The following is a 23,020-nucleotide window of genomic DNA, read 5'->3' on the forward strand; positions in this document are numbered from 1 at the left end:
TGTACGGGGAGATCAGAAGCGGATCGGTGAGTGGAAAACGACGGCTGCGGACGTCCGGTTCCGGACACCCGCAGCCGGTGCGCGTTCCTACAGGTACTGACCGGTGTTCGCCACCGTGTCGATGGATCGACCGGTGTCCGCGCCCTGCTTTCCGGTGACGAGGGTGCGGATGAAGACGATCCGCTCGCCCTTCTTTCCGGAGATCCGGGCCCAGTCGTCCGGGTTGGTGGTGTTGGGCAGGTCCTCGTTCTCCTTGAACTCGTCCACGCAGGCCTGGAGGAGGTGGGAGACGCGAATGCCCTTCTGGTCGTGGTCGAGGAATGCCTTGATGGCCATCTTCTTGGCCCGGTCGACGATGTTCTGGATCATCGCTCCGGAGTTGAAGTCCTTGAAGTACAGGACTTCCTTGTCGCCATTGGCGTACGTGACCTCGAGGAAGCGGTTCTCCTCGCTTTCCGCGTACATCTGCTCGACCACGGACTGGATCATCGCGTGGGCGGCCGCCGCCTTCGAGCCACTGTGCTCGGAGAGGTCGTCCGCGTGCAGCGGGAGGGAGGCGGTCAGGTACTTGGCGAAGATGTCCTTGGCCGCTTCCGCGTCCGGACGCTCGATCTTGATCTTCACGTCGAGCCGGCCGGGCCGCAGGATGGCGGGGTCGATCATGTCCTCGCGGTTGGAGGCGCCGATGACGATGACGTTCTCCAGGCCTTCCACGCCGTCGATCTCGGCGAGCAGCTGGGGGACGATGGTGTTCTCCACGTCCGAGCTGACACCGGATCCGCGGGTGCGGAAGAGGGATTCCATCTCGTCGAAGAAGACGATGACGGGGGTGCCCTCGCTCGCCTTCTCCCGGGCACGCTGGAAGACGAGGCGGATGTGCCGCTCGGTCTCGCCGACGTACTTGTTGAGGAGCTCGGGGCCCTTGATGTTGAGGAAGTAGGACTTCCCCGCGGGCTGGCCGGTCACCTCGGCGACCTTCTTGGCAAGGGAGTTGGCGACGGCCTTGGCGATGAGCGTCTTGCCGCAGCCGGGCGGGCCGTAGAGCAGGATGCCCTTCGGGGGCCGCAGTTCGTGTTCCTTGAAGAGGTCCGGGTAGAGGTACGGGAGCTCGACGGCGTCGCGGATCAGCTCGATCTGGTTGCCCAGGCCGCCGATCTTGTCGTAGTCGACGTCCGGGACCTCTTCGAGGACGAGCTCTTCGACCTCGCTCTTGGGGACCACCTCGTAGACGTAGCCCGACCTGGGTTCCAGGAGCAGGGCGTCGCCGGGACGGATGGTGATGTCGAGGAGCGGCTCGGCGAGCCGGACCACCCGCTCCTCGTCGGTGTGCCCGATGACCAGGGCCCGCTCGCCGTCCTCGAGGATCTCCTTGAGGGTGACGATGTCCCCGGCACGCTCGAATTCCATGGCCTCGACCACGTTGAGCGCCTCGTTGAGCATGACTTCCTGGCCCCGCCTGAGCTCGTCGAGCTCGACGCTGGGGCTGACGTTCACCCGGAGCTTGCGGCCCCCGGTGAAGATGTCGCACGTGCCGTCCTCGTTGGCCTGCAGGAAGACACCGAAGCCGGCCGGCGGCTGGGCGAGCCGGTCGACCTCCTCCTTGAGGGCCACGATCTGGTCGCGGGCCTCACGGAGCGTATGGGCGAGCCGCTCGTTCTGCGCGGACACGCCGGCCAGGTTCGTCTGCAGCTCGACGATCCGCTCCTCGAGAATCCTCGTGTGTCGCGGAGAGTCGGCGAGCTTGCGGCGCAGGACGGCGATTTCCTGCTCGAGATAGGCAACCTGGCCGGCGGGGTCCTCAGACCCCCGCCCCGGCCGGATGCCGCGGTTGATGTCGTCGTCGTGGGCTGCCACGGTCCTCACCTCCTCCAAGGGGAGCTGGACGCTTCCTGACCCTACCTGGGTGGGTGATGATTGAAACCCCTAGATCAAAAAGACTCCGGGGTGTGTCCGATCTTCACCCTTGCGCTTCCCCTCACGCCAGGGGAATACCCACCGCCGGACAATGCAAAAGCGGGCGGTTGTATCGTCGTGGGTGGTCAACACCCGTCAGGCTTGACCGGACTTACTTGCGGCTCGCCCGCGCGACGCAGAAACGGCAGGAGATATGACCGTGCAGCACGAGGCCCCGGCCACGGCCGCCGACGAGGCGCTGGAGGTCTGGATCGACCAGGACCTGTGCACCGGGGACGGGATCTGCGCGCAGTACGCTCCCGAGGTCTTCGAGCTGGACATCGACGGGCTCGCTTATGTGAAGAGCGCGGACGACGAGCTGCTCCAGGCGCCGGGGGCGACGACCCCCGTACCGCTCACTCTGCTGACCGACGTGGTGGACTCCGCGAAGGAGTGCCCGGGAGACTGCATCCACGTGCGCCGGGTCGCGGACGGCGTCGAGGTGTACGGCCCCGACGCCGAGTGACGGCTCCCTGAGGGGCCCCGCGGGCCCCTCGGGTCAGACCCCGCGCGGCTCGCTCTGGGCGGCGCGGACGAAGGCTCCGCCCTTCCAGCGCCAGGTCACCGCCTCGCTCTGGTCGGGGCAGCAGCTGGGGACGTCGGGCGACGAGTAGCCGAGCAGGGTGGCGCGTACCGCTCCGTCCCGTACGGCGAAACCGCTCACGCTCTTCAGCTCCGAGGGCTCCACGAGGGTGGCCACGACGCGCGCGGCGGAGGCGCCGGCGCCCTTGCCGTGGGTGAGTACGTAGATGCCGCTGGGCGGCGTTCCGGAGCCGGCTTCGCAGTGTACGACTGCGACGGTCTCGGGGTTTCCGTCGCCGTCCAGGTCCCCGCCGGCCCACTGGGCGATCTTGCTGGGCCCTCCCCCGCACGTCAGCGGGAAGTGGGCCGTGGCGGCGTCCGGGGCGGGTCTCGGCGCGGGGGCGGCGGTGGCTCCGGCGGCGCCGGGCTGGAGCAGGCCCGCGAGGGCGACGACTCCGGCCATCGCGGTGGCGGTGGCCAGCCAGTGCACCGGACGGGCCCGGGTGTGCGCGAGGTCCGGGACGGCGGAGGTCTGCACGCGAGAAGTCTCCTGTGAGGGTGGCGCGGAAGGAGTTGCGGGCATCGTGCCACACGTCACAGGCGCGCGGAACAGGCGGGGTCGGCCGCGGCCCGAGCACCGGCGGCGCCCGCGCGCGGGAAGCCGAACATGAAGGTGCCGCCGTCGACTTCCGCGCCCGGGGGCGGGAACTCGACGGCGGCACGCGTGCGTTGTCGGGGCGTCAGCCCTTGTTGGGACCCTCGTAGTCCTCGCCGTAGGCGCCCTTGGAGGGCCGGCGGCGGCGCATCGGGGGCTCGACGCCGTCCGCCAGGCGGCGGGCGGTGACGAGGAAGCCGGTGTGGCCGATCATGCGGTGATCGGGGCGCACGGCCAGACCCTCGACATGCCAGTTGCGGATCATGGACTCCCAGGGCTGCGGCTCGGCGTAGCAGCCGAACTCGCGGATGGACTCCACGGTGCGGGCGAGCTGCGTGGTGGTGGCCACGTAGCAGCAGAGGATGCCGCCGGGGACGAGCGCCTTGGAGACGGCCTCCAGGCACTCCCAGGGAGCGAGCATGTCGAGGATGACGCGGTCGACCTCGGTGTCGGACAGGTTGTCCTGGAGGTCGCCGACGGTCAGCTGCCACGCGGGGTGCGGGCCGCCGAAGTAGCGCTCGACGTTGCCCTTGGCGATCTCGGCGAAGTCCTCGCGGCGCTCGTAGGAGTGCAGCATGCCGCTGTCACCGATGGCGCGCAGCAGGAAGGAGCTGAGCGAGCCGGAGCCCACACCGGCCTCGACGACACGGGCGCCGGGGAAGATGTCGGCGAAGGCCAGGATCTGCCCCGCGTCCTTGGGGTAGACCACGGCGGCGCCGCGGGGCATGGACAGGACGTAGTCGGGGAGCAGGGGGCGCAGCGCGAGGTAGGCGACGTTTCCCGTGGTACGGACAACACTGCCCTCGGGAGCACCGATCAGCTCGTCGTGGGGGAAGGCACCCTTGTGGGTGTGGAAGTTCTTCCCGGCCTCGAGCGTGAACGTGTAGTGGCGTCCCTTGGGGTCGGTGAGCTGGACCTGGTCCCCGACCTTGAAGGGCCCGCGACGGCGGGCGGCACCGGTCGGTTCGGACATGCGAACAGAGTACCGGGATTACGAGGAGGGTCGTGCCATGGCCTTGACGAAGGCCCGCTCCACGTCGGCCGTGGAGAGCACGCCGTAGATCTCGCCGCCCTCCTCGACGACCAGGTACTCGGTCGCGGGACTGGCCCTCAAGTAGTCCAGGAGGGGCTGGCCGGTGAGCTCGGCGGGGACCTTCATGCCCTCGGAGAGGTCCTGGGCGAGGGCGCTGACCGCGACCCAGGGGCGGCGGTGCTGGGGGACGCTCGCGATGGCGGTCTCGCGGACGATGCCGGTCGGGCCGCCGTGGCCGTCGACGACGACCAGGGCGCGGGCGCCGGCCTCGTTGGCGCGGCGCAGGGCCTCGGAGAGCGGGGTGGCGGACTCGACGGGGACGGCGCGCCGGGTGAGGGTGCGGGCGCGCAGCTCGGGGAGGTGTTCGCGCAGCCGGGCCATGCGCAGGCTGTTGCCGGCGCCGGTCCAGATGATCGCGGCGAGGATGGCGGCGAGCAGCGCGTCGGTGACGGTGGTGAAGCCGGAGATGTCCTCGGTGGAGTTGCCGAACAAGCCGGTGCGGGTGAGCAGCGGCAGGCCGATGAGGACGGTGACGGCGAGGGCGCGGCCGATCCAGGCGGCGGCGACGGTGCCGGTCATGGCGTTGCCGGTGATCTTCCACACGACGGCGCGGAGCATCCGGCCGCCGTCGAGGGGCAGGCCGGGCAGCAGGTTGAAGACGGCGACGATCAGGTTGGAGATCATCAGGCCGCCGAGGAGGACGCCGGGGACGGTGCCGGGCTCGACGGCGTACAGGCCGAGGTAGAAGATCCCGGCGAGGACGAGGGAGAGCAGCGGGCCGACGAAGGCGAGGAGGAACTCGCGGCCGGGGGTCTCGGTCTCCTTCTCGATCTCGGAGACGCCGCCGAAGAACTGGAGCTGGATGCGCCGCACCGGCAGCTTGAAGCGGAGCGCGGCGAGGGTGTGGGCCAGTTCGTGCACGAGGACGGACGCGTAGAAGGCGATCGCGAAGAACAGCGAGACCAGGTAGCGCGCGGCGCCGAGCTCGGGCAGGACGCGTTCGATCTGGTCGCCGAAGACCCAGGTGATGAGGGCGGCGACCAGGAACCAGCTGGGCGCGACATAGACCGGCACGCCGAAGGGCCGGCCCATGAGGATGCCGCCACCCGGCTCCTCGGTCCGCTGCGGCTTGGACTCGTCCTGGTTCACGGGTTCCTTTCGTCGCCGAGCTGCATGGCCCGCGTCACTCGGTCACGGTTCGATCATGCAGTGCGACGGGGTCCTGAGTCGATGGTATTCCGCTCGCTGTCAGTGGCGGGCCGTAGGGTCTGAGTCATGAGTACGAGCGAGCATCCGCCGGCGGGGCCCCGGACGCCCACGTCGTTGTCGCCGTCGCGGGCGAGCGACTTCATGCAGTGTCCCCTGCTGTACCGGTTCCGGGTGATCGACCGGCTGCCGGAGAAGCCGAGCCCGGCGGCGACGCGCGGGACCCTGGTGCACGCGGTCCTTGAGCGTCTCTTCGACGCGCCGGCCGTGGAGCGGACCGCGCCGCGGGCGAAGGCGCTGATCCCGGGCCAGTGGGACCGGCTGCTCGGCTCGCGGCCCGAGCTGGGCGAGCTGTTCGCGGAGGACCCGGAGGGCGAGCGTCTCGCGCAGTGGCTGACGGAGGCGGAGGCGCTGGTCGAGCGGTGGTTCACGCTGGAGGACCCGACGCGTCTGGAGCCGGCCGAGCGCGAGATGTTCGTGGAGACGGAGCTGGCGTCGGGGCTGCGGCTGCGCGGGGTGATCGACCGGGTCGACGTGGCGCCGACGGGCGAGGTGCGGATCGTCGACTACAAGACCGGCAAGGCGCCGCGCCCGGAGTACAGCGAGGGCGCGCTGTTCCAGATGAAGTTCTACGCGCTGGTGATCTGGCGCCTGAAGGACGTGGTGCCGCGCCGTCTGCAGCTGGTCTACCTGGGCAGCGGGGACGTGCTGACGTACGACCCGGTGGAGGAGGACCTGCTGCGGGTGGAGCGCAAGCTGCTCGCCCTGTGGGAGGCGATCCGGCTGGCGACGGAGTCGGGTGACTGGCGGCCCCGGCCGACGAAGCTGTGCGGCTGGTGCGACCACCAGGCGGTGTGCCCGGAGTTCGGGGGCACTCCCCCGGTGTATCCGCTGCCGGTGGTGCCCGCCCGCCCGGCGGAGTCGGGGGCGTCCGACGAGGGCGGTCGGGCCGAGGAGGACGGTCAGGGCAGAATGGGTGCGGTCCAGCCCGCCCCGTGAAGGAGTTTCCCGTGGCCATCCGCGTTCTACTGGTCGACGACCAGCCCCTGCTGCGCACCGGTTTCCGGATGATCCTGGAGGCCGAGCAGGACATCGCGGTGGTGGGTGAGGCCGGTGACGGTCTCCAGGCGCTGGACCAGGTGCGGGCGCTGCAGCCCGACGTGGTGCTGATGGACATCCGGATGCCCCGGATGGACGGCGTGGAGGCGACCCGGCAGATCACCGGCCCGGGCCGGGACGGTCCGGCGAAGGTGCTGGTGCTGACCACCTTCGACCTCGACGAGTACGTGGTGGAGGCGCTGCGGGCGGGGGCCAGCGGCTTCCTCCTGAAGGACGCCCCGGCGACGGAGCTCGTGCAGGCGATCCGGGTGGTCGCGGCGGGCGAGGCGATGCTGGCCCCGTCGATCACGCGCCGGCTCCTGGACAAGTACTCGGCGCATCTGCCCTCGGGCGAGGAGCAGGTCCCGGACACGCTGAACACGCTGACCGACCGTGAGGTCGAGGTGCTGAAGCTGGTGGCGCGCGGTCTGTCGAACGCGGAGATCGCGGCGGACCTGTTCGTCAGCGAGACGACCGTGAAGACCCATGTGGGTCATGTGCTGACGAAGCTGGGCCTGCGGGACCGGGTGCAGGCGGCGGTGTACGCGTACGAGAGCGGTCTGGTGCGCCCGGGGGCGCAGTAGTCTCCCGCGGAGCACGGCGAGGGGCCCGGTACGCGTCGCGCGTGCCGGGCCCCTCGTCGTACGGGCGGTGGCGTCAGCTCTTCTTGATCTCCCAGAAGCGGAAGACGGTGGACGCGTCCAGGGTCCACTCCAGGCCGGTGACGTTGTCGCGGGCGACGGCGTACTGCTTGCCCTGCCAGAGCGGGAGCAGCGGCAGTTCGTCGGCGACGATGTCCTGCAGCTTGCCGAAGTCCTGGCTGGTGGCGGAGCGGTCCGCGGCGGCGGCGGTCTTCGGGATGAGGCCGCCGGTGATGGTGGCGTTCTGGTAGTTGTTGCCGAGGACGTTGCCCTCACCGAAAAACGGCGCGGTGAAGTTGTCGGCGTCGGGGTAGTCGGGGACCCAGCCCTTGACGTAGACGCCGTACTTGCCGGCGGCGATGTCCTTCTCGTACTGGTCGTACTCGACGGACTTCACGTCGGCGTCGAAGAGGCCGCTCTCGTTGAGCTGCCCGGCTATCGCCTTGAGCTCCTGGTCGGTGGCCGGGCCGAAGCGGCTGGGGGTGGACCAGAGGGTGAGCTTGACCTTGGCGGTGATGCCGGCCGAGCGCAGGGCCTTCTTGGCCTTCGCCGGGTCGGGGCTGCCGTAGGTGTCGAAGAAGGCCGTGTTGTGGCCCGCGATGCCCGCCGGGACGATCGAGTAGAGCGGCGTGGCGGTCGACTTGTAGACGTTCTGGACGAGCGCGTCGCGGTCGACGAGGTGGGCGATGGCCTTGCGGACGCCCAGCTTGCCGACGACCGGGTCCTTGACGTTGAAGACCAGGTGCTGGACCTCGGCGCTGCTGCCCTGGACGATCTCGATGCCCTTGTCGTCCGTGGTCTCGGAGGCTTCGAGGGCGGCGATGTCGTCGGCGGCGAGGCCTCGGTAGGCGACGTCGATCTCGTTGGCGGCGAGGGCCTTGGAGAGGGCCGCGCGGTCGCCGCGGAACAGCTTGAGGGTGACGCCCTCGTTCTTGGCCTTGGCGTTGCCGTGGTAGCCGGAGTTGACCGAGAAGACGGCCTCGGTGTCGCTGATCGAGTCCAGCTTGTACGGGCCGGAGCCGATCGCCTTGCCGTCGGTCCGCAGCGAGCCGTCGGCGTACTCGCGGTGGTCGACGATGGAGCCGGCGCCGGAGGCGATCTTGCTCGGGAAGGTGGCGTCGGGGACCTTCAGCTTGAAGACGACGGTCCGCTCGTCGGGGGTCTCGATCGAGTCGATGGTCGAGAGCAGCGGCGCGGGGCCGGAGGGGTCGTCGATCTTCAGGGAGCGCTCGAAGGAGAACTTGACGTCCTCGGAGGTGAGCGGGTTGCCGTTGGAGAACTTCAGGCCCTCGCGGAGGGTGCAGGTGTAGACCCTGCTGCCGGCCGCGAAGCCGCACTTGTCGGCGGCCTCGGGCTCGGGCTCGGAGCCGCCCTTCGGGAAGGCGAGCAGGGACTGGAAGACGTTGTTGAACAGCAGCCAGGAGCCGGGGTCGTAACCGGCGGCGGGGTCGGTCGCCAGGATCTCGTCCGACATGCCGACGCGGACCGCGTCACCGGAGCCGCCGGAGCCGCCGCCCTGCTCGGTTCCGCAGCCGCTGAGCATCGCGGCCGCGAGACCCGCCGCGAGCGGGGCCGTCAGCCACTTGTTGTGTGCCTTCACAGAACTTGCCTCTTGATCTCTTGCCAGGCCGGCCGCGCAACGGCTGCGCGGCCGGTACAACGAAGGGGTCAGGCGGTGCCGCGGCCGAGCTCCCACAGGAGGAGGTCGGAGGAGGTGTTCAGCGCCCACTCGACGCCGGTGACGTCGTCGCGCGCGGCGACGTACTGCTTGCCCTGCCACAGGGGCAGGACGGGGACGTCCTTGGCGACGATCTTCTGGATCTGCTCGAAGACGGGGGCCGCGGCGGTGCGGTCGGCCTGTCGGCGCGACTGCGGGATCAGCCGGTCACGGACGGACTGGTTGACGTAGGGGGTGTTGAGGAAGTTGTCGCTGTCGAGGAACGGCGCGATGTAGTTGTCCGGGTCCGGGTAGTCCGGGAACCAGCCGAGCCCGTAGACGGCGTAGTCGCCGCGCTTCTGGGCCGGGCGGAACTTGGACCACTCGGTGCCCTGGATCTGGGAGTCGAAGAGGCGGGTGGCGTTGAGCTGGCCGCGCAGGGCCTCGAACTCCTTGGCCGTCTCGGCGCCGTAGTGGTCGGTGGTGTAGTGCAGGGTGACCTTGACCGGCGTCTTGACGCCCGCGTCGCGCAGGATCTTGGCGGCCTTGGCGGTGTCCGGCTCGCCGTAGGTGTCGATGAACGAGGTGGAGTGGCCGGTGATGCTGGAGGGGATCAGCGAGTAGAGCGGCTGCGCGGTGGGGCCGTAGACCTCGTTGACCAGGGCGCCGCGGTCGATGACGGCGGCCATGGCCTGTCGTACGGCCTTGTCCTCGACGGAGGGGGCCTTGGTGTTGAAGGCGAGGTAGCGGATCTCCAGACCGGGGACCTCGGTGAGCTCGATGCCGTCCTTGGGCTTCTCGGTGAGGTCCTTGATCTGCGGCTGCGACATGGTGCGGGCCATCATGTCGATCTCGTCCTTCTCCAGCGCCGTGTCCATGCTGGAGGCGTCGGAGAAGGGGCGGAGTTCGACCCGGTCGTTGCGCAGGGTGATGTCGCCCTTGTAGTGGGCGTTCTTGGTGAAGACGAACTTCGTCACCTTGTCGCCGTCGCGCTCGGTCTTCATCGTGTACGGACCGGAGCCGTCGACGTCGAAGCCGGTGCGCAGCTGCTTGCCGTCGTACTTGTCCTTGCTGAGGATGCCGGCGACGGGGGTGGACAGCTTGTACGGGAAGGTCGCGTCGGGCGTCCTCAGGTGGAAGACCACCTCGCGGTCGCCCTTGGTCTCGACGGTGTCGATGTTGGACAGGAGCGCGGCGGTGCCGTTGTCCGACTTGATGGCGAGCACGCGCTCGATGGAGAACTTGACGTCCTCGGCGGTGATCGCGGTGCCGTCGGCGAAGGTGAGGCCCTCGCGCAGCTTGCAGCGGAAGCTCTCGCTCTGCTTGTCGGAGAAGCCGCAGCTCTCGGCGGCCTCGGGGACCGGCTGGCCGCTGCCGCGCGGGACGTGCATCAGGGTCTGCACGGTCTGGCGCAGGACGTTCCAGGCGCCGGTGTCGTAGGCGAACGCCGGGTCGAGCGGGGCGGGGGCGTCCTCGGTCGCGACGAACTGGTCCGTGGTGCCCACGACGATCGCTCTGCTCTTGTCCCCTCCACCACAGGCGGCGAGCAGGGGGGTGAGCAGTGCGGCCACGACTGGCAGCACCAGGGTCTTGCGGTTCATCTGGGACGTTCTCCTCATCCGGCCCCGGGTGACGGCCGGCACTGGGTACAGCGGCATCGTTCACTCCGCCGGGCCGCCCGGTCGGGGCGGGGGCGATCGGGCCGGGATGGGGTGCGATCGGTCCTGCGTGCGCGGCGACTTGGGTGAGCGCCGGGGCACGCGGAGGGTGCGGCGGAGTACTCGCGAAAGATTAGTGGGCCGAGCCGCCGCCGGAGGACGTCGGGGGGCCACGCGATCACCGCACAGTGATCATGAATGCGAGGGCATCGATAATCATGCGTCGGCATGATTCGTGCGTCATCTATCGAAACGGGACACATGGGTGCGAGGGAATCGACATGTTCCGGACACACCCTGTCCGAGGATCACCCCTGGGTCGGCACTCTGCGTGACCAAGGTCACGCAGAGCCCTTTTCGGACATTGAACCTCAAATAAAGCTCAGATCCTGTCCTCGGAACCGGCCTCCGAGGAGCCTCAGGAAGCGACCGGGGAGGAGATCAGGGTCCGGAGGAACGGCACGTCGACCTCCTCGAGGGAGCGCACCACGACCCGGCCCGCGGAGGGCGCGATCGGGGCGACCGAGGGCACCGCGACGACCCGGCAGCCGGCCGCCTCGGCCGCCGCGACACCGGTCGCCGTGTCCTCGATGACGGCGCACAGCGCCGGATCGGCACCCACGCCCGCGGCGGCGGTCAGATAGGGCTCGGGGTGCGGCTTGGTACGGCTGACCTCGTCGCCGGCGACCGTCAGCGCGAAGTGGTCGCGCCCCAGGGAGTGCAGCACCCGGTCGATGATCCTGCGGTGCGAGGCCGACACCAGAGCGGCCGGAATGTTGTGCCGGACCAGTTCGGCGAGCAGCCGCTCGGCGCCCGGCATCAGCGGCACACCACGGCCGATGCGCTGCTCGAACTTCTCGTTGAGCAGCACGGTGAGCTCTTCCAGGGTGATGTCGGCGCCGGTCGCCTCGATGAGATAGCCCGCGCTGCGGGTCATCGGGCCGCCGACGACGATCTCCTTCCAGGCGACGTCGAGCCGGTGCCCGAGGTCCGCGAAGGCCTCCACCTCCGCGTCCCACCAGAAGCCCTCGGTGTCCACCAGGGTGCCGTCCATGTCGAGGAAGACCGCCTGCAGGGCGGAGCTGCCGTGGGCACGGAACAAGGACGCGGGGACCGTACTGGTCACGGCACACCTCCATCAAGGGACGAGAAGGCCGGCCGCCCACCCCGGTACGGGGGTAGGGCGACCGGCCTCTGCACTGGACCGACCAGTGTACGTCTCACTCACACACGGCGCAGGGATTTACCCGCGTACCGGTTACCGAGCGTTGAAGTACGTCGCCTCCGGGTGGTGGATGACGATCGCGTCCGTGGACTGCTCCGGGTGGAGCTGGAACTCCTCGGACAGGTGCACGCCGATCCGCTCCGGCTCCAGGAGCTCGGCGATCTTCGCGCGGTCCTCCAGGTCCGGGCAGGCGCCGTAGCCCAGCGAGAAGCGCGCGCCGCGGTACTTGAGGGCGAACATGTCCTCGACGGCCGCCGGGTCCTCGCCGGCGAAGCCGAGCTCGGCACGCACCCGGGCGTGCCAGTACTCGGCCAGGGCTTCGGCCAGCTGCACGGAGAGGCCGTGCAGCTCCAGGTAGTCGCGGTAGGAGTCGGACGCGAACAGCTTGGCCGTGGCCTCGCCGATCTTCGAGCCGACGGTGACGACCTGGAGGCCGACGACATCGGTCTCGCCGGACTCCTCCGGGCGGAAGTAGTCCGCGAGGCACAGGCGCCGGCCGCGCCGCTGGCGCGGGAAGGTGAAGCGGGTGCGCTCGTTGCCGGCGTCGTCGAGGATGATCAGGTCCTCGCCCTTGGAGACGCAGGGGAAGTAGCCGTGCACGACGGCCGCCTCCAGCAGGTTCTCCGTGTGCAGACGGTCCAGCCAGCCGCGCAGCCGCGGACGGCCCTCGCTCTCCACCAGCTCCTCGTACGACGGGCCGTCACCGGCCCGGTTCTGCTTGAGGCCCCACTGGCCCTTGAAGAGCGCGCCCTCGTCGAGCCAGCTCGCGTACTCCTTGAGCTGGATGCCCTTGACGACCCGGGTGCCCCAGAACGGCGGGGCCGGCACCGGATTGTCGGTGGCGACGTCCGAGCGGCCGCCCGGCTCCGGCTCGTCGACCTGGAGGGTGGCGGCGCCCTTGGCGACCCGGCGCTGCTTGAGCTCGGGCAGGGTCGCGCCGGGCACACCGCGCTTGACCGCGATGAGGGCGTCCATCAGGCGCAGGCCCTCGAAGGCGTCGCGGGCGTAGCGGACCTCGCCCTGGTAGACCTCGTGCAGGTCCTGCTCGACGTACGCCCGGGTGAGGGCGGCTCCGCCGAGGATCACCGGGTACTTGGCCGCCAGCTCGCGCTGGTTCAGCTCCTGCAGGTTCTCCTTCATGATCACGGTGGACTTGACCAGGAGACCGGACATGCCGATGACGTCGGCGCGGTGTTCTTCGGCGGCTTCCAGGATGGCGGAGACCGGCTGCTTGATGCCGATGTTGACGACGTTGTAGCCGTTGTTGGAGAGGATGATGTCGACGAGGTTCTTGCCGATGTCGTGGACGTCGCCGCGGACGGTGGCGAGGACGATCGTGCCCTTGCCGTCGGCGTCCGTCTTCTCCATGTGGGGTTCGAGATACGCCACCGCGATCTTCATGACCTCGGCGGACTGGAGCACGAACGGCAGCTGCATCTGACCCGAGCCGAACAGCTCGCCGACCGTCTTCATGCCGTCCAGGAGGACGTCGTTGACGATCTCCAGGGCGGGGCGCTCCGCGAGCGCCGCGTCGAGGTCGGCCTCCAGGCCGTTCTTCTCGCCGTCGATGATCCGGCGCTTCAGCCGCTCCTCCAGCGGCAGCGCCAGCAGCTCCTCGGCCTTGCCGGCCTTCAGCGACTTGGTGGTGGCACCCTCGAACAGCGCCATCAGCTTCTGCAGCGGGTCGTAGCCCTCGGCGCGCCGGTCGTAGATCAGGTCGAGCGCGGTGGTGACCTGCTCCTCGTCGAAGCGGGCGATCGGCAGGATCTTCGACGCGTGGACGATGGCCGAGTCCAGGCCGGCCTTGACGCACTCGTCGAGGAAGACCGAGTTCAGCAGGATGCGGGCGGCCGGGTTGAGACCGAAGGAGATGTTGGAGAGGCCGAGCGTGGTCTGGACGTCCGGGTGGCGCCGCTTCAGCTCGCGGATCGCCTCGATGGTGGCGATGCCGTCCTTGCGGGACTCCTCCTGACCGGTGCAGATGGTGAAGGTCAGGGTGTCGATGAGGATGTCGGACTCGAGGATGCCCCAGTTGCCGGTGAGGTCGTCGATCAGGCGCTCGGCGATGGCGACCTTGTGCTCGACGGTGCGGGCCTGGCCCTCCTCGTCGATGGTGAGGGCGATCAGCGCGGCACCGTGCTCCTGGGCCAGCCGGGTGACCTTGGCGAAGCGGGACTCGGGCCCGTCGCCGTCCTCGTAGTTGACCGAGTTGATGACGGCACGGCCGCCCAGCTTCTCCAGGCCGGCCCGGAGGACCTCGACCTCGGTGGAGTCCAGGACGATCGGCAGGGTGGAGGCCGTGGCGAAGCGGCCGGCCAGCTCCGCCATGTCGGCGACGCCGTCGCGGCCCACGTAGTCCACGCAGAGGTCGAGCATGTGCGCGCCCTCGCGGATCTGGTCGCGGGCCATCTCCACGCAGTCGTCCCAGCGGGCCTCCAGCATGGCCTCGCGGAACTTCTTGGAGCCGTTGGCGTTGGTGCGCTCGCCGATCGCCATGTACGCGGTGTCCTGGCGGAACGGGACGGTCTGGTACAGCGAGGCGGCGCCCGGCTCGGGCTGCGGCCGGCGGACCGGCGGGGTGAGGCCGCGGACCCGCTCGACGACCTGGCGCAGGTGCTCGGGGGTGGTGCCGCAGCAGCCGCCGACCAGGCTGAGGCCGTACTCGCCGACGAAGGTCTCGTGGGCGTCGGCCAGCTCCTCGGCCGAGAGCGGGTAGTAGGCGCCGTCCTTGGTCAGGACGGGCAGACCGGCGTTGGGCATGCAGGAGAGGGCGATGCCGGAGTGCCGGGCGAGGTAGCGCAGGTGCTCGCTCATCTCGGCGGGGCCGGTGGCGCAGTTCATGCCGATCATGTCGATGCCGAGCGGCTCCAGCGCGGTGAGCGCGGCGCCGATCTCCGAGCCGAGCAGCATGGTGCCGGTGGTCTCGACGGTGACCGAGGTGATCAGCGGGACCGTGTAGCCGGCGACGTCCATCGCGCGGTGGGCGGCGACGATCGCGGCCTTGGTCTGCAGGAGGTCCTGGGTGGTCTCGACGAGCAGGGCGTCGGCGCCGCCCGCGAGGAGGCCCTCGGCGTTCTGCTGGTAGGCGTCGCGGATGGTCGCGTAGTCCACGTGGCCGAGCGTGGGCAGCTTGGTGCCGGGGCCCATGGAGCCGAGGACCCAGCGCTGCTGTCCGGTGCTCGCGGTGTACGCGTCGGCCGCCTCGCGGGCGATCCGGGCACCGGCCTCGGAGAGCTCCTCGATGCGTTGGGCGATGTCGTACTCGCCGAGCGCGGAGAAGTTGCAGTTGAAGGTGTTGGTGCCGACGCAGTCGGTGCCGACCTCGAGATAGGCGTCGTGGACCGAGCGGACGATGTCCGGGCGGGAGACGTTCAGGATCTCGTTACAGCCCTCGAGCTGCTGGAAGTCCTCGAGGGAGGGGTCCTGGGCCTGGAGCATGGTGCCCATCGCACCGTCGGAGACGACGACCCGGGAGGCGAAGGCCTCGCGGAGGGCGGCGGCCCGCTCGGTGGCGGTCGCGGCGGAAAGGGACGAGGCCATGGATGAAGCTCCCTGGGATGCGACGGCTGTCGGCTTTGCACTCCCGGTGGAGAGCGCACGGGCCCAGACTAACCGCGCGGACGCCGGGGTGGACATCGGGTTTCACAAGGTGGACTGCATCCTGTGTCCGGGGACTCCCGGTCCGGCCCGTCCGTGCACGACACTGTTCATGTGACACGAGGTCGACATCGACCGATAGTGTTCAGCATTGTCGAACAGCATGTGAGGAGAAGGGCCGGGCGATGGCGAAGAACATCCAGTCGCTTGAACGGGCGGCGGCGATGCTGCGACTGCTCGCGGGCGGCGAGCGCCGGCTCGGCCTGTCCGACATCTCCACCTCCCTCGGGCTGGCCAAGGGGACGGCGCACGGCATCCTGCGCACCCTCCAGGCCGAGGGCTTCGTGGAGCAGGACCCGGCCTCCGGCCGCTACCAGCTGGGCGCCGAGCTGCTGCGGCTCGGCAACAGCTATCTGGACGTGCACGAGCTGCGCGCGCGGGCCCTGGTCTGGACGGACGACCTGGCCCGCTCCAGCGGCGAGAGCGTCCACCTGGGCGTGCTGCACCAGCAGGGCGTGCTGATCGTCCACCACGTCTTCCGGCCCGACGACAGCCGCCAGGTCCTGGAGGTGGGGGCCATGCAGCCGCTGCACTCCACGGCCCTGGGCAAGGTGCTGTCGGCGTACGACCCGGTGGCGCACAGCGAGGCGGTGGAGGTCGCCCGGGAGCCGTTCACGCCCCGTACGGTCACCGGCCTGGAGGACTTCGAGTCGCTGCTCGACCTGACCCGGGCGCGCGGCTGGGCGGCGGACGTGGAGGAGACCTGGGAGGGCGTGGCCTCGGTGGCGGCGCCCATCCACGACCGGCGGCGGATGCCGGTGGGCGCGGTGGCCATCACGGGCGCCGTGGAGCGGGTGTGCGCCGAGGGCGAGTTGCGCTCCGAACTGGTCGCGGCGGTACGGGACTGCGCGCGGGCGGTCTCCCGGGACCTCGGGGCGGGCCGCTTCTGAGCCGGGGCCCCAGTACGAACACGACACGCACGAACACACCGTACGAACACGACTGAACCCGTCGGTAACGATCGCGTTATCGGCGGGTTTTTCGCGCCCGCAACCCTTGACGCGCTGTTAACCGTGGCGCAAAACTTCCGTTCATCGGTCGGCATTGTCGAACAGCTACCGGCAATACGCGCTAGGGTGTGACAGTGCCAAGGGCCGGCAACGCCCTCACACGAGGGTGCGGACCTCCGGAGGGACCCGGGGTTCGCCTTCCCCTGGACGAAGGACAAAGGAGTCGCGGGTGTCCAGCTCCGACATCTTCATCGGCGAGACCATCGGTACCGCCGTACTCATTCTGCTCGGCGGCGGTGTCTGCGCCGCCGTCACGCTCAAGAGCTCCAAGGCCCGCGGCGCGGGCTGGCTCGCGATCACCTTCGGGTGGGGCTTCGCCGTCATGACGGCCGTGTACATGACCGCTTCCCTTTCCGGGGCCCATCTGAACCCCGCCGTGACGGTCGGTATCGCGATCAAGGACGGGGACTGGAGCAACGTGCCGGTCTACATCGCCGGCCAGCTGCTGGGCGCGATGATCGGCGCGACGCTCGTCTGGGTGGCCTACTACGGCCAGTTCCGGGCCCACCTCACCGACCCGGAGCTCATCTCCACGCCGCACGAGGAGGGGATGGTCGACCAGAAGGCCGCCCCGGACGCCGGCCCGGTGCTCGGCGTCTTCTCCACCGGCCCCGAGATCCGCAACACCTGGCAGAACCTGGCCACCGAGATCATCGGCACCGTCGTACTGGTCCTCGCCGTGCTCACCCAGGGCCTCAACGACAGCGGCAAGGGCCTCGGCGTCATCGGCGCCCTGATCACCGCCTTCGTCGTCGTCTCCATCGGCCTCTCGCTCGGCGGCCCGACCGGCTACGCGATCAACCCGGCCCGTGACCTCGGCCCGCGCATCGTGCACGCCCTGCTCCCGCTCCCGAACAAGGGCGGCTCCGACTGGAGCTACGCCTGGATTCCCGTCGCCGGTCCGCTGATCGGTGGAGCCATCGCCGCGGGTATCTACAACATCGCGTTCGCCTGAGCCGTCCTTCTTCCAGACCTCCCTTGGAGTACACCGTGACCGACGCCCACACCTCCGGCACCTCCTCCCACGGGCACGGCCCGTTCATCGCCGCGATCGACCAGGGCACCACGTCCTCGCGCTGCATCGTCTTCGACAAGGACGGCCGGATCGTCTCCGTCGACCAGAAGGAGCACGAGCAGATCTTCCCGAAGCCGGGCTGGGTCGAGCACGACGCCACCGAGATCTGGGCCAACGTCCAGGAGGTCGTCGCCGGGGCCATCGCCAAGGCGGGCATCACCTCCGCCGACGTCAAGGCGATCGGCATCACCAACCAGCGCGAGACCACGCTGATGTGGGACAAGACCACCGGCGAGCCCGTGCACAACGCGCTCGTCTGGCAGGACACCCGCACCGACGCCCTGTGCAAGGAGCTCGGCCGCAACGTCGGCCAGGACCGCTTCCGCCGCGAGACCGGCCTGCCCCTCGCCTCGTACTTCTCCGGCCCCAAGGTCCGCTGGCTGCTCGACAACGTCGAGGGGCTGCGCGAGCGCGCCGAGCGCGGCGAGATCCTCTTCGGCACCATGGACTCCTGGGTCATCTGGAACCTGACCGGCGGTGTCGAGGGCGGCGTGCACGTCACCGACGTCACCAACGCCTCGCGCACCCTCCTGATGAACCTGCACGAGATGGCCTGGGACGAGCGCATCCTCGCCTCCATCGACATCCCCGCCGCCGTGCTCCCGGAGATCCGCTCCTCCGCCGAGGTGTACGGCACGGTCAAGGGCGGTGTCCTCGACGGAGTCGCGGTCGCCTCCGCGCTCGGCGACCAGCAGGCCGCCCTGTTCGGCCAGACCTGCTTCGCCGAGGGCGAGGCCAAGTCCACGTACGGCACCGGCACGTTCATGCTGATGAACACCGGCGACAAGATCATCAACTCCTACAGCGGCCTGCTGACCACCGTCGGCTACCAGATCGGCGACGCCAAGCCGGTCTACGCCCTGGAGGGCTCGATCGCCGTCACCGGCTCCCTGGTGCAGTGGATGCGCGACCAGATGGGCCTCATCAAGTCCGCCGCGGAGATCGAGACGCTGGCCTCCTCCGTCGAGGACAACGGCGGCGCCTACTTCGTGCCCGCCTTCTCCGGTCTCTTCGCCCCGTACTGGCGCTCCGACGCCCGCGGTGTGATCGCCGGCCTCACCCGGTACGTCACCAAGGCGCACATCGCCCGCGCCGTCCTGGAGGCCACCGCCTGGCAGACCCGCGAGATCACCGACGCCATGACCAAGGACTCCGGCGTCGAGCTGGCCGCGCTCAAGGTCGACGGCGGCATGACCTCCAACAACCTGCTGATGCAGACCCTCTCCGACTTCCTGGACGCCCCCGTCGTGCGCCCGATGGTCGCCGAGACCACCTGCCTCGGCGCCGCCTACGCCGCCGGCCTGGCCGTCGGCTTCTGGCCCGACACCGACGCGCTGCGCGCCAACTGGCGCCGGGCCGCCGAGTGGACCCCTCGTATGGACGCCGACAAGCGTGACAGCGAGTACAAGAACTGGCTCAAGGCCGTCGAGCGCTCCATGGGCTGGCTCGAAGCAGAAGAGAACTGACGAGGAGTAATTCGCGATGACCACCCTGCAGAGCCTCCCCTCCCTGGGGATGCACCCGGCCGCCGGTTCCCTTCCGACCCGCGCCGAGACCAGAGAGCAGCTGTCCAAGGCGACGTACGACCTCCTGGTGATCGGCGGCGGCATCCTGGGCATCTCCACCGCCTGGCACGCCGCGCAGTCCGGGCTGCGGGTGGCCCTGGTGGACGCCGGCGACTTCGCCGGCGCCACCTCCTCCGCCTCCTCCAAGCTGCTCCACGGCGGCCTGCGCTACCTGCAGACCGGCGCGGTGAAGCTGGTCGCGGAGAACCACTTCGAGCGGCGGGCGGTCTCCCGCCAGGTGGCCCCCCACCTCGCCAACCCGCTCACCTTCTACCTGCCCGTCTACAAGGGCGGCCCGCACGGCGCGGCCAAGCTGGGCGCCGGCGTCTTCGCCTACAGCGCCCTGTCCGCCTTCGGAGACGGCGTCGGGCACCTGCTGAGCCCCGCCAAGGCCGCCCAGGACGTGCCGGAGCTGCGCACGGACAACCTCAAGGCCGTCGCCGTCTACGGCGACGACCAGATGAACGACTCCCGCATGGCCCTGATGACGGTCCGCGCCGCGGTCGACGCCGGCGCGGTCGTCCTCAACCACGCCGAGGTCACCGGACTGCGCTTCACCCGGGGCCGGGTCACCGGCGCCGAGCTGAAGGACCGGCTCGACGGCGAGGAGTTCGGCGTCAGCGCCCGCCTGGTGCTCAACGCCACCGGCCCGTGGGTGGACCGCCTGCGCACGATGGAGGACCCCAACGCGGCCCCCTCCATCCGCCTCTCCAAGGGCGCGCACCTCGTCCTCAAGCGCACCTCCCCGTGGAAGGCCGCGCTCGCCACCCCGATCGACAAGTACCGGATCACCTTCGCCCTCCCCTGGGAGGACATGCTCCTGCTCGGCACCACCGACGAGGAGTACGAGGGCGACCCGGGCGAGGTCGCGGTCAACGACAAGGACATCGCCCAGATCCTGGACGAGGCCGCCTTCTCCATCCGCGACCAGCAGCTCGACCGCTCGCTGATCACCTACGCCTTCGCCGGCCTGCGGGTGCTGCCGGGCGGTCCCGGCGACACCTCCAAGGCCAAGCGCGAGACGGTCGTCACCGAGGGCCGCGGCGGCATGCTGTCGGTGGCCGGCGGCAAGTGGACCACCTTCCGCCACATCGGCCGCACCATCATGAAGAAGCTGGAGGCCCTCCCGGGCCACCCGCTCGGCGACTCCTACGAGCCGGTGTCGACGCTGCCGAAGCGGCTCCCGCTGCCCGGCATAGCCAACCCGAACGCGGTCGCCCACCGGCTGCTCGTGGACGGCCCGGCCCCCGGCCCGCGCATGTCCGCCGACACCGCCAAGCACCTGGCGACCCACTACGGCTCGCTCTCCTTCGACATCGCCCGCATGGCGAACGAGAACCCCGAGCTGGCCGAGCGCATCCACCCGGACGCGCCGGAGATCTGGGCCCAGGTCGCCTACGCCCGCGACCACGAGTGGGCGGAGACCGCCGACGACGTGCTGCGCCGCCGCACCACGCTGACCATCCGCGGCCTGGCCACGGACGAGATCCGCGGCAAGGTCGAGGACATGCTGGGCAAGTAGCCCCCGCCGAACGGATGTCGCAACGCATGTCGTAACGGACGTCGATAACGGGCGTCGACATCGGACACCCCAAGGGGCAGGTGTAAGGGGCGGTCTCCCGGGAGACCGCCCCTTACACCTGCCCCTGCGTCCGCCATACCGCCGCCATACCACCGCAACACTGGGCGCGCAGAGTTGAACCATGAAGTTTCAGGTGCTCTCTCTCATCGGGCATGCCCCGCACCCCCTCACCGGTGAACTCGACCCCGCCGCCTCCCGCTTGGAGCAGGTCCTGACGGTCGGCGAGGCCGCCGAGCGGCTCGGCTTCGACGCGTACGCGATCGGCGAACGGCACGCCGGCCCCTTCCTGTCCTCCAGCCCCTCCGTGCTGCTCGGCGCGCTGGCCGCCCGTACCTCCCGGATCCGGCTCCTTACCGGCGTCACCGTCGTCGCGATCCTCGACCCGGTGCGGGTCGCCGAGGACTACGCCACGCTCGACCTGCTCTCCCGGGGCCGGATCGAACTCGTCGTCGGCAAGGGCGCGGAGGCCGGCCACTTCGACCTCTTCGGCCTGGACGAGGAGCGGCAGTGGGACCTCCAACGGGAGAAGTACGAGCTGCTGCGCCGGCTGTGGACGGAGGAGGGCGTGGACTGGGAGGGCGAGTTCCGTGCCCCGCTGAAGAACGTCACCACCGTCCCCCGGCCGTACGCCGGTGCGCCGCGGATCTGGCACGGCTCGGCGACCAGCCTCAACTCCCCCGAGCTCGCGGCGAAGCACGGCGATCCGCTGTTCACCGCCAACGCCATCCAGCCGCGCGAGGCGTACGCGAAGCTGATCGCCCACTACCGCGAGAAGTTCGAGGAGTACGGCCACGACCCGAAGGACGCGCGGGTGGCGGCGGGCTCCGGCGGCCTGCTCATCGCCGACAGCCACGAACAGGCCGTCACCCGCTACAAGGAGCTCTACGAGGCGCGGACGCGGCAGAACTTCCGGCCGCACCTGGAGGGGAAGACGGGCTACAACACGCCCTTCCGCACCATCGAGGAGGCCATCGCGGGCGGGCCGCAGCTGATCGGCTCCCCGCAGCAGATCATCGACAAGATCCTCGGCTACCACGAGGTGTACCGCCACGACCTGCAGTCGGTCACGGTCGACGCGTTCGGGCAGTCCACGGGCGAGCAGATCGAGACCCTGGAGCGGTTCGCGGAGGAGATCGCCCCGGTGCTGCGGAGGGAGGCCCCGAGCACGCTCTGGGAGGAGTGAGCCGCCACGCGTGCCGACGGGAGTTCCTGGGTAGTCGATCAAGGCCGGGACGGCTTTCGGGCGGGTCCGAGGGCTGCGGGCGGGCCTCCGGAAAGCCGTAAGGTTGGTCCGTACGACAGGAACTTCGACGAAGGAGGCGCTGGGTGATCGAGCTCGAGGGGGTTCCCGAGCTGATCGACCCGGTCATGGTGGCCGCGTTCGAGGGGTGGAACGACGCCGGTGACGCCGCCTCCGCTGCGGTCGCCCATCTGGACCGGGAGTGGAAGGGCGAGGTGTTCGCGGCGCTCGACGCCGAGGACTACTACGACTTCCAGGTCAACCGCCCCACGGTGTGGCTGGATGGCGGTGTCCGGAAGATCACCTGGCCCACGACCCGGCTCTCCGTGGTGCGGATCGGCGGCGACAAGCCCCGGGACCTGGTCCTGGTGCGCGGGATCGAGCCGTCGATGCGCTGGCGTTCGTTCTGCAACGAGCTGCTGGGCTTCGCCCACGAGCTGGGCGTGGAGATGGTGGTGATCCTGGGCGCGCTGCTGGGCGACACCCCGCACACCCGTCCGGTGCCGGTCAGCGGAGTGACCTCCGACCCCGATCTGGCGCGGACGATGGACCTGGAGGAGACCCGGTACGAGGGCCCGACGGGCATCGTGGGCATCCTCCAGGAGGCGTGCACGCACGCCGGGGTGCCGGCGGTGAGCCTGTGGGCGGCGGTGCCGCACTACGTGTCGCAGCCGCCGAACCCGAAGGCGACGCTCGCTCTCCTGAACCGTCTGGAGGACCTGATCGGCCTGCGCATCCCGCTGGGCGAGCTGCCCGAGGACGCGCGGGCCTGGCAGGTGGGCGTGGACCAGTTGGCCGCCGAGGACAGCGAGGTCGCCGAGTACGTCCAGACCCTGGAGGAGGCGCGGGACACGGCCGAACTTCCGGAGGCCTCCGGCGAGGCCATCGCCCGCGAGTTCGAGCGCTATCTGCGGCGCCGGGAGCCGGGTTCCGGTCCGGGCCCGCTCGCGACGGAGGGCGGCGACGCCCCGTACCTGCGCGACGGCTCCAGCGACCGGACCCGGCCGCCGAAGCCGCAGCAGCCGGGCCCGGAGGCGGTGCCGGGCACCGAGCCGGAGCCGCCGGCCGACAGCGGCGGGAGCGGCGACGGCGGCGAGAGCGACGAGAGCCGCGACGAGACCGACGGCAAGGGCGCCCAAGGCCCCGAGGACACCGAAGGCACCCAGGGCCCCGAGGGCACTGAAGGCGCCGAGGACTGAGCGGTCCTGCGGGAGGGGTGGCGTGGCCGCCCCTCCCGCAGGCG

17 protein-coding genes are annotated in these 23,020 nt (G+C 70.1%); 9 read left to right on the top strand and 8 right to left on the bottom strand.

Going from position 1 to position 23,020, the window contains the following annotated elements; genetic code table 11:
- Positions 1–87 precede the first annotated feature (87 nt).
- The gene (gene arc, locus ACZ3ZE_RS32080; protein ID WP_361169777.1) at positions 88–1,854 is read right to left on the bottom strand and encodes a proteasome ATPase; all 1,767 of its coding nucleotides are present in this window, start codon (positions 1,852–1,854) and stop codon (positions 88–90) included.
- Positions 1,855–2,107: 253 nt separating this feature from the next.
- On the opposite strand from arc, the gene ACZ3ZE_RS32085 reads away from it, so the two are divergent.
- On the top strand, positions 2,108–2,419 hold the full coding sequence (locus ACZ3ZE_RS32085; protein ID WP_329419198.1) for a ferredoxin: 312 nt from the start codon (positions 2,108–2,110) through the stop codon (positions 2,417–2,419).
- A gap of 33 nt (positions 2,420–2,452) precedes the next feature.
- Here ACZ3ZE_RS32085 and ACZ3ZE_RS32090 read toward each other — a convergent pair whose 3' ends face one another.
- The 3 genes from ACZ3ZE_RS32090 to ACZ3ZE_RS32100 form a co-directional block, all read right to left on the bottom strand.
- Entirely contained in the window at positions 2,453–3,013 is a 561-nt protein-coding gene (locus tag ACZ3ZE_RS32090) for a hypothetical protein (RefSeq protein ID WP_361169780.1), read from the bottom strand.
- A gap of 202 nt (positions 3,014–3,215) precedes the next feature.
- Complete coding sequence (locus tag ACZ3ZE_RS32095) at positions 3,216–4,103, bottom strand: tRNA (adenine-N1)-methyltransferase (RefSeq protein ID WP_132914640.1); 888 nt, start codon at positions 4,101–4,103, stop codon at positions 3,216–3,218.
- A gap of 18 nt (positions 4,104–4,121) precedes the next feature.
- Complete coding sequence (locus ACZ3ZE_RS32100) at positions 4,122–5,255, bottom strand: site-2 protease family protein (protein ID WP_361170248.1); 1,134 nt, start codon at positions 5,253–5,255, stop codon at positions 4,122–4,124.
- Positions 5,256–5,438: 183 nt separating this feature from the next.
- Here ACZ3ZE_RS32100 and ACZ3ZE_RS32105 point away from each other — a divergent pair, with 183 nt between their 5' ends.
- Together ACZ3ZE_RS32105 and ACZ3ZE_RS32110 are read left to right on the top strand one after the other, a co-directional pair.
- Positions 5,439–6,368, top strand: coding sequence for a RecB family exonuclease (locus ACZ3ZE_RS32105; protein ID WP_361169783.1), 930 nt, complete (start codon positions 5,439–5,441; stop codon positions 6,366–6,368).
- 11 nt (positions 6,369–6,379) lie between these two features.
- The gene (locus ACZ3ZE_RS32110) at positions 6,380–7,051 is read left to right on the top strand and encodes a response regulator (protein WP_132914643.1); all 672 of its coding nucleotides are present in this window, start codon (positions 6,380–6,382) and stop codon (positions 7,049–7,051) included.
- A 73-nt stretch (positions 7,052–7,124) separates the two neighbouring features.
- Here ACZ3ZE_RS32110 and ACZ3ZE_RS32115 read toward each other — a convergent pair whose 3' ends face one another.
- The 4 genes from ACZ3ZE_RS32115 to metH form a co-directional block, all read right to left on the bottom strand.
- Positions 7,125–8,708 carry an ABC transporter substrate-binding protein gene (locus ACZ3ZE_RS32115; RefSeq protein WP_361623333.1) on the bottom strand — a complete coding sequence of 528 codons (1,584 nt, stop codon included), beginning with the start codon at positions 8,706–8,708 and terminating at the stop codon, positions 7,125–7,127.
- Between the two features lie 68 nt (positions 8,709–8,776).
- On the bottom strand, positions 8,777–10,366 hold the full coding sequence (locus tag ACZ3ZE_RS32120; protein ID WP_361169790.1) for an ABC transporter substrate-binding protein: 1,590 nt from the start codon (positions 10,364–10,366) through the stop codon (positions 8,777–8,779).
- A gap of 475 nt (positions 10,367–10,841) precedes the next feature.
- Complete coding sequence (locus tag ACZ3ZE_RS32125) at positions 10,842–11,549, bottom strand: HAD family hydrolase (RefSeq protein WP_361169793.1); 708 nt, start codon at positions 11,547–11,549, stop codon at positions 10,842–10,844.
- 132 nt (positions 11,550–11,681) lie between these two features.
- Positions 11,682–15,188 (bottom strand): methionine synthase, encoded by a 3,507-nt coding sequence (gene metH / locus ACZ3ZE_RS32130; RefSeq protein WP_467261618.1) that lies wholly within the window; start codon positions 15,186–15,188, stop codon positions 11,682–11,684.
- A 242-nt stretch (positions 15,189–15,430) separates the two neighbouring features.
- Here metH and ACZ3ZE_RS32135 point away from each other — a divergent pair, with 242 nt between their 5' ends.
- The 6 genes from ACZ3ZE_RS32135 to ACZ3ZE_RS32160 all read left to right on the top strand — a co-directional run bounded on the left by ACZ3ZE_RS32135 (position 15,431) and on the right by ACZ3ZE_RS32160 (position 22,976).
- A complete protein-coding gene (locus tag ACZ3ZE_RS32135) occupies positions 15,431–16,195 on the top strand; it encodes an IclR family transcriptional regulator (RefSeq protein ID WP_361169799.1) in 765 nt (254 codons plus the stop codon).
- A 289-nt stretch (positions 16,196–16,484) separates the two neighbouring features.
- Positions 16,485–17,270 carry an MIP/aquaporin family protein gene (locus ACZ3ZE_RS32140; RefSeq protein ID WP_361169802.1) on the top strand — a complete coding sequence of 262 codons (786 nt, stop codon included), beginning with the start codon at positions 16,485–16,487 and terminating at the stop codon, positions 17,268–17,270.
- 35 nt (positions 17,271–17,305) lie between these two features.
- A complete protein-coding gene (gene glpK, locus ACZ3ZE_RS32145; protein WP_361169805.1) occupies positions 17,306–18,856 on the top strand; it encodes a glycerol kinase GlpK in 1,551 nt (516 codons plus the stop codon).
- A gap of 16 nt (positions 18,857–18,872) precedes the next feature.
- On the top strand, positions 18,873–20,477 hold the full coding sequence (locus ACZ3ZE_RS32150) for a glycerol-3-phosphate dehydrogenase/oxidase (RefSeq protein WP_361169808.1): 1,605 nt from the start codon (positions 18,873–18,875) through the stop codon (positions 20,475–20,477).
- Positions 20,478–20,658: 181 nt separating this feature from the next.
- Positions 20,659–21,720: an LLM class flavin-dependent oxidoreductase gene (locus ACZ3ZE_RS32155; RefSeq protein WP_363292131.1), complete on the top strand. Its 1,062-nt coding sequence runs from the start codon at positions 20,659–20,661 to the stop codon at positions 21,718–21,720.
- Between the two features lie 143 nt (positions 21,721–21,863).
- On the top strand, positions 21,864–22,976 hold the full coding sequence (locus tag ACZ3ZE_RS32160) for a PAC2 family protein (protein ID WP_467261620.1): 1,113 nt from the start codon (positions 21,864–21,866) through the stop codon (positions 22,974–22,976).
- The last annotated feature ends 44 nt before the right edge of the window (positions 22,977–23,020 follow it).

The sequence above is a fragment of the Streptomyces sp. NPDC023157 genome (assembly GCF_055560575.1).

What these genes read in the sequence shown, in the direction of transcription:
- ACZ3ZE_RS32085 (WP_329419198.1), top strand. Translation starts at nt 2,108, where the DNA reads ATGACCGTGCAGCACGAGGCCCCGGCCACGGCCGCCGACGAGGCGCTG.
- ACZ3ZE_RS32095 (WP_132914640.1), bottom strand. Translation starts at nt 4,103, where the DNA reads ATGTCCGAACCGACCGGTGCCGCCCGCCGTCGCGGGCCCTTCAAGGTC.
- ACZ3ZE_RS32100 (WP_361170248.1), bottom strand. Translation starts at nt 5,255, where the DNA reads ATGGGCCGGCCCTTCGGCGTGCCGGTCTATGTCGCGCCCAGCTGGTTC.
- ACZ3ZE_RS32105 (WP_361169783.1), top strand. Translation starts at nt 5,439, where the DNA reads ATGAGTACGAGCGAGCATCCGCCGGCGGGGCCCCGGACGCCCACGTCG.
- ACZ3ZE_RS32120 (WP_361169790.1), bottom strand. Translation starts at nt 10,366, where the DNA reads ATGAACCGCAAGACCCTGGTGCTGCCAGTCGTGGCCGCACTGCTCACC.
- metH (WP_467261618.1), bottom strand. Translation starts at nt 15,188, where the DNA reads ATGGCCTCGTCCCTTTCCGCCGCGACCGCCACCGAGCGGGCCGCCGCC.
- ACZ3ZE_RS32135 (WP_361169799.1), top strand. Translation starts at nt 15,431, where the DNA reads ATGGCGAAGAACATCCAGTCGCTTGAACGGGCGGCGGCGATGCTGCGA.
- ACZ3ZE_RS32150 (WP_361169808.1), top strand. Translation starts at nt 18,873, where the DNA reads ATGACCACCCTGCAGAGCCTCCCCTCCCTGGGGATGCACCCGGCCGCC.
- ACZ3ZE_RS32155 (WP_363292131.1), top strand. Translation starts at nt 20,659, where the DNA reads ATGAAGTTTCAGGTGCTCTCTCTCATCGGGCATGCCCCGCACCCCCTC.